The organism is Ruegeria sp. BHSC026, assembly GCF_059613065.1.
Map to the genome: position 1 here is coordinate 87,183 of NZ_JBXWRV010000006.1, position 13,971 is coordinate 101,153.

12 protein-coding genes are annotated in these 13,971 nt (G+C 65.3%); 2 read left to right on the forward strand and 10 right to left on the reverse strand.

Annotated elements, in window-relative coordinates; translation table 11 throughout:
* The first annotated feature begins 36 nt into the window (after window positions 1-36).
* Window positions 37-1,179, forward strand: a complete 1,143-nt coding sequence (locus tag AC2FME_RS09755; protein WP_496800324.1) for an alpha-D-ribose 1-methylphosphonate 5-triphosphate diphosphatase — start codon at window positions 37-39, stop codon at window positions 1,177-1,179.
* Here AC2FME_RS09755 and AC2FME_RS09760 read toward each other — a convergent pair whose 3' ends face one another.
* From AC2FME_RS09760 to AC2FME_RS09790, 7 genes are read right to left on the reverse strand one after another with little or no spacing between them, the layout of a single operon-like run.
* A complete protein-coding gene (locus AC2FME_RS09760; RefSeq protein ID WP_496686850.1) occupies window positions 1,180-1,656 on the reverse strand; it encodes a class I SAM-dependent methyltransferase in 477 nt (158 codons plus the stop codon).
* A 19-nt stretch (window positions 1,657-1,675) separates the two neighbouring features.
* The gene (locus tag AC2FME_RS09765; protein WP_496800325.1) at window positions 1,676-2,428 is read right to left on the reverse strand and encodes a polysaccharide deacetylase family protein; all 753 of its coding nucleotides are present in this window, start codon (window positions 2,426-2,428) and stop codon (window positions 1,676-1,678) included.
* Window positions 2,425-3,567 carry a glycosyltransferase family protein gene (locus AC2FME_RS09770; RefSeq protein WP_496800326.1) on the reverse strand — a complete coding sequence of 381 codons (1,143 nt, stop codon included), beginning with the start codon at window positions 3,565-3,567 and terminating at the stop codon, window positions 2,425-2,427. Before AC2FME_RS09770 ends, AC2FME_RS09765 begins: the two co-directional genes overlap by 4 nt.
* Window positions 3,564-4,148 (reverse strand): histidine phosphatase family protein, encoded by a 585-nt coding sequence (locus tag AC2FME_RS09775; RefSeq protein WP_496800327.1) that lies wholly within the window; start codon window positions 4,146-4,148, stop codon window positions 3,564-3,566. Before AC2FME_RS09775 ends, AC2FME_RS09770 begins: the two co-directional genes overlap by 4 nt.
* Window positions 4,145-5,221, reverse strand: coding sequence for a glycosyltransferase family 4 protein (locus tag AC2FME_RS09780; protein ID WP_496800328.1), 1,077 nt, complete (start codon window positions 5,219-5,221; stop codon window positions 4,145-4,147). The genes AC2FME_RS09775 and AC2FME_RS09780 overlap by 4 nt, the downstream gene beginning before the upstream one ends.
* Window positions 5,221-6,468 (reverse strand): glycosyltransferase, encoded by a 1,248-nt coding sequence (locus AC2FME_RS09785; protein ID WP_496800329.1) that lies wholly within the window; start codon window positions 6,466-6,468, stop codon window positions 5,221-5,223. The genes AC2FME_RS09780 and AC2FME_RS09785 overlap by 1 nt, the downstream gene beginning before the upstream one ends.
* Window positions 6,465-7,679, reverse strand: coding sequence for a glycosyltransferase family protein (locus tag AC2FME_RS09790; RefSeq protein ID WP_496686956.1), 1,215 nt, complete (start codon window positions 7,677-7,679; stop codon window positions 6,465-6,467). The genes AC2FME_RS09785 and AC2FME_RS09790 overlap by 4 nt, the downstream gene beginning before the upstream one ends.
* Before the next feature lie 363 nt (window positions 7,680-8,042).
* Between AC2FME_RS09790 and AC2FME_RS09795 the strand changes: the two genes are divergently transcribed.
* Entirely contained in the window at window positions 8,043-10,418 is a 2,376-nt protein-coding gene (locus AC2FME_RS09795; RefSeq protein ID WP_496800330.1) for a mechanosensitive ion channel domain-containing protein, read from the forward strand.
* Window positions 10,419-10,441: 23 nt separating this feature from the next.
* Here the strand turns inward: AC2FME_RS09795 and AC2FME_RS09800 are convergent, their stop codons facing one another.
* Genes AC2FME_RS09800 through AC2FME_RS09810 form a run of 3 tightly spaced genes read right to left on the reverse strand, consistent with a single transcriptional unit; the run spans window position 10,442 to window position 13,967 of the window.
* The gene (locus AC2FME_RS09800) at window positions 10,442-11,791 is read right to left on the reverse strand and encodes a CoA transferase (RefSeq protein WP_496800331.1); all 1,350 of its coding nucleotides are present in this window, start codon (window positions 11,789-11,791) and stop codon (window positions 10,442-10,444) included.
* A complete protein-coding gene (locus AC2FME_RS09805) occupies window positions 11,788-12,942 on the reverse strand; it encodes an ABC transporter permease (RefSeq protein ID WP_496678964.1) in 1,155 nt (384 codons plus the stop codon). Before AC2FME_RS09805 ends, AC2FME_RS09800 begins: the two co-directional genes overlap by 4 nt.
* Entirely contained in the window at window positions 12,939-13,967 is a 1,029-nt protein-coding gene (locus AC2FME_RS09810; protein ID WP_496678962.1) for an ABC transporter permease, read from the reverse strand. Before AC2FME_RS09810 ends, AC2FME_RS09805 begins: the two co-directional genes overlap by 4 nt.
* Between the last annotated feature and the right edge of the window lie 4 nt (window positions 13,968-13,971).

A 13,971-nucleotide genomic window follows, 5' to 3' on the forward strand; every position in this document is an offset into this window, starting at 1 on the left:
GTGGCCTCTTGTTAGAACAAACCGTGTGAAATTCCGATGACAGATGAACTGATCCTTGCCAATGCCGCACTGGTTCTGCCCGACGAGATCGTACGCGGCTGTGTCCGGGTCGCCGGCGGAACCATCGCCGCGGTCGATCCCGGCCCTCGGGTTCCAAGGGGTGCGATCGATTGCGAGGGAGATTTCGTCGGCCCCGGTCTGGTCGAACTGCACACCGACAATCTCGAGCGTCACATCCAGCCGCGGCCGGGCGTCGACTGGCCCCACGCCGCCGCGATCATCGCGCATGACGCGGAACTGGCCGGTACCGGCATCACCACGGTGTTCGATGCGATGCGGGTCGGGTCGATCCCGTCGGGTGCGCGGCGGTATCTGCCCTACGCGCGCGGGCTCTCGCGCGAACTGTGGGACTTGCGGGCGCAGGACGCGCTGAAGATCAGCCACTTCCTGCATTTGCGGGCCGAGCTCTGCTCGGAAACCCTGATCGAGGAGTTGGCCGACTTCGGCCCCGAGGACCGGGTCGGCATCGTTTCGCTGATGGATCACACGCCGGGGCAGCGCCAGTTCCGCGACCTGTCCAAGTTAGAGGCCTATCTGAAGGGCAAATACGCGATGAACGACGACATGTTTCTGCAACATGTTGCCCAATTGAAGGCCTTGCGGGACCGCAACGGAGACCGGCACGAACACGAAGCCGTGCGGGCCGCGCGTCGGTTTGGGGCGGTTCTGGCCAGCCATGACGACACCACGCCCGAGCAGGTGCGGGTGTCGGCGGGTCACGGCATTCGCCTGGCCGAGTTTCCCACCACCGTCGAGGCCGCCCGGGCCTGCCATGACCTCGGCATACAAGTGATGATGGGGGCGCCCAACGTGATCCGAGGCGGATCGCATTCCGGCAACGTGGCGGCGCGCGACCTGGCCCGACACGGATACCTGGACATCCTGTCGTCCGACTATGTGCCTTCGGCCTTGCTGTTGTCTGCCGTACAACTGGGCCGAATGTGGGGGGACATGGCGCGCGGATTGAAGACCGTGACCTTGGCCCCGGCGCGGGCCGCCGGACTGATGGATCGGGGCGCGATTGAAGCCGGAATGCGCGGCGATCTGATCCGGTTCCGGATGCGGGACGCGGTGCCGGCCCTACGCGCGGTGTGGTCACGCGGGCGCCGCGTGGCTTGATCAGGCGCGATAGAAAAGATAGCGGTCGGGCGCGATGCTGTCGGGGCCGCGTATCTGTTCGAACCCCACCAGCGGCTGACCCGAGATCAGGAAGCCGCCGGGTACCATGACCCGGGCGATCAACGGGCTGAGCCGGGCGGCTTCGGCCACGTCTTCGTGCTTGATGCCGCGTCCGAAATCGTAATGCGCCAGCGCCACGCACGGGCCGCGATCGGCCAGTCTGGCCAGCATCGGCTCGGCCTCGCCCTGCAGGAAATCCTCGGCGGGGGGTGTGCTGTCGGGGTGGCATTGCAGCACCCGGTCCATCACCCAGATGCGCCTTTGGGGCAGGATTTCGCGCAGATGATCATAGGTGCGGCCGTTTCCCAGACCCATGTCCAGCACGTCGCCGTCCAGGCCCGCGATCTGCGCCGCAGCCCAGTTCAGCCCGTCGCGCTGGGCGGTCAGACGGCGCAGCATGGAATCCAGTCGGCTCATCGGGGTCTCCCTTGGTCGTTCAGTGCGCGGGTACTGTCCAGATGCGGACCGGACCCTGCAGCAGGTGCGTCAGCAGTGCTTCGGTGAAATCCCAGATCTGTTGATCATGGACCAGATGGTGGGTCAACACGCCAAAAGGCTCCTGGGGGTCCGCGCGGCCCAGCCGGCGGTCGCGCAGCAACGCCGTGGTTTGGGCGATCAGCCCATCGGGGTCGGCTAGCCCGCGCGTGCCACGCCAATCAATCGGGTCCAGATGGGTATTCACCTGCTCAAGCCCCGGCGCCGCCAGCCTTTGAGTGCGCGGCGTTGCCGTCGACAGGAACCGATAGCCCAGTTCGGGCAGCGTCGCGGCGAATTCTGGCGCGATCCGGTTCCAGGGCGGCACGAACATCGGGCGCAGCCGGTCCCGGAAATGGTCGCGCAATTGCGCAAGGCCGCGGCGGGCATCGTCCTTGATGGCCTCAAGTGGCCGATGCAGGCGGAATTCGGCCTTCTTCTCACCGGCGGGCGCGTGGTTGTGGTGGGCCCAGCCATGAACCACCGGAATCAGCTCGGGCGTCCGGGCGATCAGGGTGGCAAGATCCGGCTGGGCCGCCTGCGGAATGACGGCCAGATGAACCGGCAGGCCCAGCCGCCGCGACAGGTCCGCCAGGCGTTCGAGTTGCGGCGTCGCCGCCACGGCATCATCATCGCGCCACCACAGCGGCAATGTCTGCCCGGCCTGGGACCAGGTACGCAGTTCGTCCGCCAACGGGGTCCAGTCCCAGGTCATCCGCGCGCCCCCCGCAGCTGCAGGGCGATTTCGACCGTCCGATGCGCACCGTCAAAGCCTTGCGTGGCCGGAATGCGGGGGCCCTGTTCCATGACTGCTGCGACCGAACGGGCCAAAGCGTCTCCGGTCAGCTCCGCCGAGGACAAAACGCGCATCGCCGGCAAATGGGCGAGGCTAAGGGCTCGCAGGGTCTGCTCCACCTCCTTGCCGTCATCAAACGGGATCAGGACGCCCGGTGTACCCGCTTGCAACAGGTCCATTGCGGTGTTGTACCCGCACATGCTGACGGACGCCCCCGCCAGAGGCAGCATGTTGCGAAAATCCGGGCGGACCGGCTCGATCGTGATCGGCCAGCCTTGGGCCAGTGTGCGCAGTTCATCCATGCGGGTTTGGGCGTCGCCGCCGCCGACCAGCAGCCGCCAGCGGCTGTCTGGCATCTTTCGGGCGGCCTCGATGGCCGCGCGAAAGATCGGCTGCCCCACCGAACCGCCGCCAGCGCTCACCAGAACCTCGCCTGTCCCGATGCCGTCGCAATGGGGCAGCGGCGCCGGCGGTGCGACGAAACCGGTGTAGTGCAGGCGGCTTTCCAACCGCTCAGACACCGGCCAGCTGACGCTAAGGGGTGTGACTTGTGGGTCGGAATGCACCAGCACGCCGTCGAAGAATTCGGCCACGATCTCGTCGGCCCGTTCGGCCTTCGCGGGCTTGGAAGGGGGTGCCAGGATGTCGCGGATCGAACTCAGCACAACCGGTCGCGCCGGTAGGTCCTTTGCCGCCGACAGCAGGGCAAGAAACTCGGCGCTCAGGCTGCGGCGGCCGAAGGGGAACAACTCGGTAATCAGAATGTCGGGCTGACCGGTTTGCACCGCGTCCGCTAGCATTGCGGACCGTTTCGCCAGATAGTCGGGGTCAGCGGGCTGGCCGCTTTCGGTCAGCAACCGCGTGAAATCGGTGCCGTCCGAGCGCAGCGGCGGCAGTTGAACGAGGCTCAGGCCGGCACGATCCAGTTGCGGCGCGGGTATCCCGCCCGAGACGACCGTGACCGCGTGCTCGGCCTGGGCAAAAGCCCGCCCCAGCGTCAGGGCCCGGCTGAGATGCCCGGTTCCCAACAGATGGGTGACGGCGATCATGACCTTCATGACATGTCCTCGCGCGGGGTCAGGCTGACCGGTTCGGGTTCGGGCTGCATCCGGTCCAGATCGACAACATACAGGCGGTTGCGTTTGATACGGAATGGCGCAGGGCCGGCAAACCCCCACCCCCAGGCCCGGGCCAGAATGACGCGCATGATCCCGATATGGCAAACGGCGACCGCATCGGTTTGCAGACCGGCCAGCCAGGGCTCGAGCCGGGCCCAGAGCTCAGCCGGGCTTTCGCCGCCGAGGGGGCGGTAATCCCAGCCCCAATCCTCAATATGGCGGTAGCCGCTGTCGGGGTCGGCGATCAGGTCCCGCCCGCGCTTTCCTTCCCAGTCGCCCCAGTCCATCTCGGTCAGGGCCGGATCGGTGCGCGGCGCGCGCCCGGTGACCAATTGTGCCGTTTCGGTCGCGCGGCTCAGCGGGCTGGACCACAACTCCGCCTCGTTCCAAGGGGGCGGCAGGCGCAGGCCGGACAACTGGGCGCGGGCTTCGTCGTCCAGAGGAATGTCGCTGCGGCCCTGAATGCGTCCGGCGCGGTTCCAGGTGGTATGACCGTGTCGCAGCAGGGCCAGACGTGTCATGTGCGGTCCTCCAGCAGGGGTGCGACGCCAGCCCAGAACTGGTCCGAGGCCGCAGGCATCAGGTGGCGTTCGGCGATATGAATGCGGGCCTTCCCGCCTTCGGTTCGTCGCAGGTCGGTATCGGCCAGAAAGTTGTCGATACGGGCGGCCAGCGCCTGCGGCCCTTCCTCCGGCTTGGGATAGCACGAGGGCGCCAGCACGTCCCGCACTCCGGGGCGATCCTGCGCCACCACCGGCACTCCGGCGGCCTGCGCCTCGAGATAGGTCATGCCATAGGCCTCGTTCACGCCCGGCCAGACCAAGAGCGCGGCGCGCGTATAGGCATCCTGCATCGCGGGGGCGTCCAATTGCCCAAGAAAGCGCACCCGCGCGCCGAAAGGGGCCATCAGAGCCTGAACCTGCGCCCGGGCCGGGCCGTCGCCGGCGATGTCCAGCGACCAGTCCCCTTGCAGCAGGGCCAGCGTCTCGGCCAGGATCGTATACGACGCCAGTTTGTCGCCGGGCCGCATCATGCCCACGGCCAGCATCGGTCCGTCGCAGCGCGACCGGGGCGGCAGATCCGTACGCGGCAGGAACGGCGGCAGCTCGATCAGCGCCTGATCGCCATACCGTTCCCGCTTCAGCGTGATAAGGTCATTCGCCGTGTGATAGAAGATCACCCGGGCCGCATCGCACGCGTCATGGGCAGCGCGGGCGAACCCGGCCCATGGCCCGGTCAGGCGCGACAGGGCGCGGGTGCTTTCAAGTTGCACGTAAGGAAGGCCGCGGGCCTTGGCCACAACCGGCCCCAGCAGATCGGGCGCCTTGTAATAGTTGTGGTAGGTTACCCAAAGCCCGGTATCGCCGGGAAGGTCGGCGATCAGCCGTTCGGCCTCGGACCGGGCGGCCCGACGCAGCGCGGCCTGGACCGATGCGTCCCCCGTCTTGTCATAGATGCGCAGGCGCGAGACCAGATCGACCGGGGTTCCATTGGCCCCGATTGCGGCCATCAGGTTACGAGCCATCTGCCGGTCGCCCGACGGTATCGGACTGTCCGGCGCTTTCATCGGCGCGTAGAAGGCCACCCGCGTCATCACCCCTGATCCGCGCACAAGGCCCGCAGCCGGGCCGACAACCGTGCGATGCCGGGTTCCATGCGGAATTCGGAAATTAACCGGTCATGGGCCGCGTCGGCCATAGCCGCGGCTTTCGCGGGTTCTGCCGCCAGGGCCGAGATCGCACCCGCCAGTGCGTCAGGCTTGTCGGCGGACAGAACCCCGTGCACCCCATTTTCGATGAATTCGGGGATGGCCGAAACCGGCGTGGACAGGATCGGCAGCTTCTGAGAAGCGGCCTCCATCAACACATTGGGCAAACCATCCCGGTCGCCATCCGCCGCGATGCGGCTGGGCAGAACGAACAGGTCGGCTGCGCGCATGGCCGCGATCACCTCGGGCTGGTGGCAGGCACCCCGCCAGGTGATGCGGCCCGACAGACCCAGGGTTGTGGCCAGGTCTCGCAGGCCGTCCGACAAGGCACCGCCGCCGATATGGGTCCAGTGCCAGTCGAGCTGCGCGGGCAAAAGCGCCAGCGCCTTCAACAGACGGTCAAAGCCTTTCTTTTCGACCAGCCGGCCCACCGAGAGCATGCGGAACGGCGCGCCGACCTTTCGCAATGGGCGGTCTGGCGCGTGCGGGAATCTGGACAGGTCCAGCCCGTGATAGATCAGCTCGACCCGGGCCGGATCGTCGGCCAGCTCGCGCAGGTGGCGCGCGCCGACCGCAGTGCAGGTGGCGCCGAAGGCCGCGCCATGGGTGCCGGCCTGCAGCTTTTCGCGCTTTTCCCAGTCGGGCGAGGTCCAGATGTCTTTGGCATGGGCCGAAAAGCTCCACGGCAGACCCCGCATAATCGCGGCATAGCGCGCGACCGAGGACGGCGTATGCATGAAATGCGCATACAGTGCGCGGGTTTCGGCGGGCAGTTCGGCGGCCAGAACGCAGGCCTGACCGAACCGGCGGATGCGGTTGTGCGTGGGGTCGCGCCGCAGATCCTGCCGCCACTGCCGATAGGCGCGGTCGTATCCCGGCAAGGCTTGCGCGGCCCGGCGCCCCGCCCAGACCCGTTCGGGTTCTTCAAACAGGTATTCCGGCAGGTAATGGACCGTGCCGGCGAACCGGTCGTGCAGCGGGTGGCGCTTGGTGTCTGTCGGGTGGCGCAGCGACCAGATGTCGAAGTCGTGGCCCGCCTCTTGCAGGGCAACCAGTTCCTGGGCGATGAACGTCTCGGACAGGCGTGGCCAGCCCTTGACCAACACCGCCAGCCTAGGCGCGGTTCTGCTCATCCGGTGGCGCGCTCCCGTTCCTGCGACAGCAGGGCATCGACGCGGCCGGTAACATAGTCGAGCCCGTCCAGCAGGCCGGCGCGGATCGCCTGCGACGGCAGTGGCTGGTTCGGCAGGTTGCGGATGGCAGCAATCATCGCCTGTGGCGTCAACCCATCGCGGGTTTCGTCCAGCATGCGGACGAGGCCCAGGTCTTCGGCGCGCGAGGCGCGGATCCATTGTTCCAGTCGCGGCGTGGTGCGCGGCACGATCACGGCACGTTTGTCAAACGACAACACCTCGCAGAAGGTGTTGTAGCCGCCCATGCACACAACTCCCGCCGCACCCGCGAACAGGGTCTCGATCTGCGATTCGAACCCCACCGCGGTCACCCGCCCGTTCAGGGCCGCGACACGGGCTTCGAACTCGTCGCGCAATTCGCCCGACAGGAAGGGGCCATAGACCAGAACGGCGCGCGGCGACAGGTCCGGGTCCTGCTCGTAGGCCGACAGCACAAGGTTGACCATGGCCTTGCCATCCCCGCCGCCGCCGGGCGTGATCAGGATGTACGGCTGTTCCGGCGGAGTGCCGACCGGGCCCAGGTCGCGGCGCAGATAGCCGGTCCAGTGAATGCGGGCCTGGGTCGCGGGGCTGAGAGGCAGGCCCCGGGTCGGGTCATAGACCGAACGCAGACCATAGACCCAGATTTCGTGGTAGAATTTTTCGGTGGCGGTAACCGCATCCTTGCGGGCCCATTCGGCGGCCAGAACTTCGGGTTCATCGAGCACGTCGCGCAGGCCCAGAACCAGCTTGGCATGGCCCGTTTCGTGCAACTGCTCGAGCGTCGGCAGCAGTTCGCCACGGAACCCAGTGGGCTCTTTGTCGACGATCAGAACATCGGGGGCGAACTGGCGTACGGCGGTCTGGATCAGGCCTGACCGCAATTCGGTCACTTCGTCGATCCCCATGCCGATGGTCTGCGCCGCATAGGAGCCATCCGCGCGTTTGGTCACGCCGGGCAGGCGCACATGGTCGACGCGTCGTGGAAAGGTGAACCGACCGGCGACCGGGGATCCGGTCAGGATCAGCGCCGAGGCCTGCGCGTTGGCCTGCGTGATCGCGGACGCCAGCGCGCGTGATCGTCTGAGGTGGCCCAGACCGAACGTGTCGTGGCTGTAGAACAGGATGCGCGGCGCGCGGCCGGTGATTTGGTCTTTTGTGCCTAGGCCCATGCCTTCGCCCGTTTCATTGGTCTCGGTGCATTTTCCGCGCGTTCGCACCTGATAGCGTATCTTTTCCGGGTCCGCTTGCCAAAGGCGCTGTTTCAGCGCCGCAAATGCGTCAGGCATTGCGATTCGGCAACAGCCCTAGGGCATTTGCCGACGTGGACCCGAAACGGGTTTGCTGGCGCGGGATGGCCGGTCTCGGATGTGTTACTCGGAAATCAGGCATTTGAAAATATGCCGGCCGTCAGGAATGTTGGAAAAAAACACGCCACTACACGTTGTCGGGAAATCCCGGCCGGACGGTTTGAACAGGGCCGCGCGCGCCTGTAGGCTGGCGGACAGCCGATATGAAATTGGGTGCCAAGCTTTATGAATCTGACAATTCTTGTCCGCGTGATGTGCCTGTGTTGGGCGATGATGGTCGCAGGTGCGATGCAGGCGCCGGCCCAGACCTCGCTGATTCCGGGGTATCCGACGGGGTCGGACGACCAGGTCGGGACGAGCAGCGACTCGGATATTGCCGCCGCCATACGCGCGGCAACCGAGGCAGGGGCCAGCGTCATCGTGATCGACAGTGCCGGAAATGTGGTGCCCTCGGGTGCCGGGTCCACCGCTCTGGCTGAGGACGCGCCGCATGATCCGATGTCGGAAAGCTCGCAGTTGATGAAGGCGCAGGAGCGCGTTGCCAAATTCAGCGAGGCCGTCCGTTCGCGGTTCGAGGCGTTGCCCTATTCGATCTTCGAGGTGCGATACATTCTGGAACAGACCAGCCCCGATGGTCGGATCATGACCTATCTCGAGGTTCTGGGCTGGAACATCCTGTTCCTGCTGCTGGGTCGGTGGCTGTCGATCGAGCTGTACGGCAAGCGTTTTGCCCGACGGTGGGTCGTCGCCCGGATCAAGGAAAACCCGCAAGGGTATCGAGAAAAGATGCCATTCCTCGTGTTCCGGTTCCTGATGGGAATCGGGGCCACCGTCTTTGCCATGCTGATGGCGCTGTTGGTGGGCTATCTGTTCTTCGGCCAGTCTGAGGACGTCTCGATCCAGTTCACGGTGACCGCCATCTTCACGGCCTTTTTCCTGTCGCGTACGGTTTCGGACCTGTGGCGCATGGTGCTGTCACCCTATCTCAGTCAATATCGCCTGCCGCCGTTTTCGGACCGGGACGCCAAGCGGCTTTACATCTGGGCCTCAGCGCTGGCGACTTACGACATCACCGCGGTTCTGTTTTCGACCTGGGTGGCGGATTTTGGCCTCAACTACAACGTTTATGCCATGGTATATGGCAGCCTGACCCTGATCGGGCTGGTCGGAAACATCCTGATGATCCTGTTCAACGCGCGGGCGATCTCGAACGCAATCCGGGGCGGGCGCAGGCCGGATCAGGTGTCGTGGCTGCTGCGCTTCGTATCCTTCGGATGGGCGCCGGTGCTGATCGTCTACCTGGTGTTTAGTTGGTTCAAGTTGGCGGTGGATCTGGTTCTCGAAACCGAGGATTCGATTCCGATCGTGGCCAGCAGCTATCTGATCTTCATGTCCGTGGTCATCGCCTACGGAGCCATGAACTATGTTCTGGAACGGTATTTCGACCGCAATCGCCAGATCGAGGCGATAAACGCCGAGGCAGACACGGATTACGAGGCGCGCGAGACTTCGGAAACGCCCGAGGCCGAGCAGCGGCGCCACACGATGGTCACCTACGAGGATCTGGCCCGGCGGGTGGCCGGCATTCTGGCCTTCGTGGTCGGCATCTATGCGCTGGTGGTCATCTGGAATCCCGAAGCCAGTTGGAGCGAGGATCTGCCCGTCGGGCGCGCGCTGGACGTGATGGTGATCCTGTTCATCGGGTATATCCTGTTCCATTTCTTCCGGATCTGGATCGATATGAAAATCGCCGAAGAAGTCGAGGATGGTGGCGGTCAGGCCGAATTGGGCGACGAGGGCGGCGAAGCCAGCCAGAGCCGGTTGGCAACACTGCTTCCGCTGTTCCGCGGCGCCATTCTGGCCATCGTGGTGGTCTCGATCGGGTTGATCGCCCTGATGGAGGTTGGCATCAATGTCAGCCCGCTGTTTGCCGGCGCCGGTGTCGTCGGCCTGGCGGTGGGCTTTGGGGCGCAGACGCTGGTGCGGGATATCTTTTCGGGCGCGTTCTTTCTGTTGGACGATGCGTTCCGCAAGGGCGAATATGTCGATATCGGCGACGTGAAGGGGACGGTCGAAAAGATCTCGGTCCGGTCGATGCAGCTGCGCCACCATCTGGGGGCGCTGAACACCATACCCTTCGGCGAGATCAAGGTGCTGACCAACTATTCCCGCGACTGGGTCATCATGAAGCTTCCTCTGCGGGTGACCTATGACACCGATGTCGAAAAGGTGCGCAAGCTGATCAAGAAGCTGGGGCAGGAATTGCTGAGCGATCCGGTGATCGGCGACAATTTCATCCAGCCTCTCAAATCGCAGGGCGTGATCGAGATGCAGGATTCCGCGATGATCATCCGGGTCAAGTTTATGACCAAGCCGGGCGATCAATGGCTGGTGCGCAAGCGGGTCTATCAGGAGATCAGGGAACTGTTTGCGCGCGAAGGCATCCAGTTCGCCCACCGTGAAGTGACTGTGCGACTGGCCGACGGCAAGGAGGCCGGCGACCTGACGCCGCAGCAGCGCGAGGCGGTGACCGGTGCGGTTCAGGCCGCGATCGACGAAGACTATCTGGACGATATCGGGCCGGGCGGCGATGACCGCTGACCGAGCGGCGGTGGCGCGTGGGGTCAGGACGGCTCCCACACGGGGGAGGAGGTGCCCAGCCGGGACGCGTGCAGGGGCCAGTGCATGCCGGCCGGCCCGACGTTCAGTGCGGGCTTCAGACGATGACCCGGCCCCCACCCCGATTGCTCGGTGTCGTGGGCATAGTCCGCAGGGGTCGGCTTGGTGATGTCTTCGGTGGTCTCGGTCTTGGCGAGGCTGGCCAGAAGCTCGGCCGTGCGGGCCAGCGACAGCCGGGCATCCATGACGGAACGGCCCAAGGTGGCCTCGGTCAGGGCCGAGAGGACGGCGGCGGCCATCAGGTAGCCGGTCGCGTGGTCCAAAGCCTGAACCGGCAGCGGGGTCGGCTTTTCGGCCTTGGCCCACAGACGGCCGGCATCGGCGATGCCTGCGCTCATCTGTACCAAGCTGTCGAATCCGCGCCGAGCCGCCCAAGGCCCCTGCCAGCCATAGGCGTCCAGCGTGACCTCGATGCGGTTGGGTGCAATCTCGTCGCGTTTGGCCTTGTCGAGGCCCAGTGCGTCCAGCGCCCCTGGGCGATAGCCGTGCACGAACACATCGGCTTGGGCCAACAGCTCCTGCAGTCGGTCCATTCCTGCCGGCGATTTCAAATCCAGATAGGCACAGCGCTTGCCCAGTGAAATGTCGGGGATCACCCCGGGCTCGTCCCAGTCCGGAGGGTCGATTCGCAACACCTGCGCCCCGAAACCCGCCAGTGTCCGGGTCGAGACTGGCCCGGCCAGAACGCGGGTCAGGTCCAGCACCCGCAGCCCCGACAAGGGGCGGGCAGCGGTTGCCCGGGGCCGGTCGCGCAGCGTGATCCGGCGCGGACCGTGCCAGCCGATCAAGGGGTCGCGGGCGACGGCGCGGCCTTGCGGGTGGTCGAGCCACTCGGTGCGGCTGCGCATGGCTGCCGCAACGCCGCCTTCGGCCACGATCCGGGTCTCCAGATCCGAGATCGACCAGTTGCGGATGGCCTGCGTCACCGCAGTGCGGTCGGCCGGGGTGTCCAGCACCCTGAGCGCGGCCGCCCGATGGTGGGGCAGGTTGGTGTGCAACCGGATCCAGCCGTCGGCAGCCTGATAGTCGCCGGCGATCGGATCCCAGAGGTTCGGCATTTCCCACCCGTCGGGCTTTAAGGAATACCCGAACCAGAGGGACGCCAGACGACGATCGACCGACACGGCCGGCGTCGCTGCGGCAAGGTTGGCCGCCTGCATGAACCGGGCAAGTTCGAACCCGACGGCGGCGAAACTGGCGGTGGCCAGGTCCGAGACGGCAAAGGCGCTTGGCAGCGCACCGGACCCGCTGACCCGATAGGCTCCGGCCGGCGGAAGCGCCGCCAGCAGGCTCATTGCTGATAGGGGTCCAGACTGTCGCGCAGCCCGTCACCCAGGAAATTGAAAGCCAACACCACCACGATGATCGGCAGCATCGGGATGGCGGTCCAAGGGTAGATCTCGATCGAGGCGAGGTTCTGCGCGTCGTTCAGCATCACGCCCCAGCTGACCGCCGGTGCCCGCAGGCCGAGGCCCAGGAAGCTGAGCGCCGTTTCCCCCAGGATCATGGCCGGTATCGACAGCGTGGCCGAGGCAATCAGATGCGACATGAAGTTGGGCAGCAGATGCTTGCGGATCACCCGGCCGGAACTGGCGCCCATCATCTCGGCAGCGCGGACATATTCCTCTTCGCGCAGCGACAGGAATTTGGCACGCACGGAACGGGCCAGGCCGGGCCAGTCGAGGATGCCGAGGATGATCGAGATGATGAAGAACACAGCCACCGGTGACCAGTTCGATGGCACTGCCGCCGACAGCGCCAGCCACAGGGGCAGTTCGGGCAGCGACCGCAGGATCTCGATCACGCGGTTGATGACCCAGTCGATCCGCCCGCCGAAATAGCCGGCTAGTGATCCGAACAGGATACCCAGGAAGAACGAGACCGAAATGCCGATCAGGCCCACCGTCAGCGACAGCTGCGCGCCGTAGAGGATGCGGCTGAACACGTCGCGGCCCAGCCGGTCGGACCCCCACAGGAACAGGGTCGTGCCCTCGGGCGGGCAGAACAGGTGCGTGTTGGAAGGGATCAACCCAGCCAGTTTGTATTCCGAACCCTCGCAGAAGAACCGGATCTTGCGCGGGTCGTCCGTGTCGGTCACGAATTTCCACTGGAAGGTCTCAAGATCGGCCTCGGCCACGGTCGGATAGACGAAGGGCCCGATGAACTCTCCGTCGTGAAACCAGTTCACCGATTGAGGCGGGGCGTACAGGTGCTCTCCGTTGCGGTCATTCGGCCCGTAGGGCGCAATGAACCCGGCAAAGGGCAGCATCAGATAGCACAACAGCAGGAAGATGCCCGAGATCAGGCCCAGCCTGTGTGTCTTGAACTTGCGCCAGACCAGCACCCAGTTGGGAGCGTCTAGGTCCTTGCGCTCCAGCTCCTGCAGGGCGGCCTGCGGGTCGAACGGGGCGTCATCGACATAGCGGCCATCGGGAAGTCTACTCATGCCTCACGCCCCTCGTAGCGGATGCGCGGGTCAAGCATGACCAGCAGGATGTCGGAAATCATGGTGCCGATCAGGGTCAGCAGGGCCACGAACATCAGGATGAAGGCCGACAGGAACTGATCCTGTGTTTTAAGCGCCGTCAGCAGAGTGGGGCCGATGGTCTGCAAACCCAGCACCACCGACACCAGAACCGAGCCCGACACCATCGAGGGCAGCAGGTTGCCGATATCGGCCACGAAGGGGTTGAATGCCACGCGCAGCGGGTATTTCGTCAGCATCCGCGACGGCGCCATCCCCTTGGCGATGGCGGTTTCGACATAGGGCTTGCCCAGTTCGTCCAGCATGTTGGCACGCAGGCGCTGCATCATCGCCGAGGCGCCCGAGGTACCGATCACGAAGGTGGGTACGATCAGATGCACCAGGATCGACTTCATCTTGTCCCAGCTCATCGGCTGGCCTTCGTAGATCGGGTCCATCAACCCGCCGATGGGCAGGTTGAAATAGCGGTGGCCGTAGTAGAACAGGATCAGCGCCAGCAGAAAGTTGGGTGTGGCCAGCCCCAGATAGCCCACGAAAGCGGTCGTGTAATCGACCCAGGTCCGGGATTTGGCCGCCGCCATCACGCCCAACGGCAGGGCCACGGCATAGACGAACAGGATGGCCGCCAGGTTGACCACGACCGTCAGCCACAGCGTGTCGCCCACGATCTCGGCCACGGGGCGGTCGAATTCGAAAGACCAGCCATAGTTGCCCTGCAGCAGCCCCTCGAACCCGTGGGGGCCGGGGATAAACCCCATCCAAATCAGGTATTGTTGCCACATCGGCCGGTCCAGCGCATATTCCTTGCGCAGGAACTCGGCCTTGGCCACGCCCGCCGACTGCCCCGAGGCCTGCAATTCCGCGATCTGGTTGCTGAGATAGTCGCCGGGCGGCAGGTTGATGATCACGAAGATCATCACCGACACCACCAGAAGCGTCAGCAGCATCGTGAAAAAGCGATACACCGCATAGCGGAGCATGATCATCGGT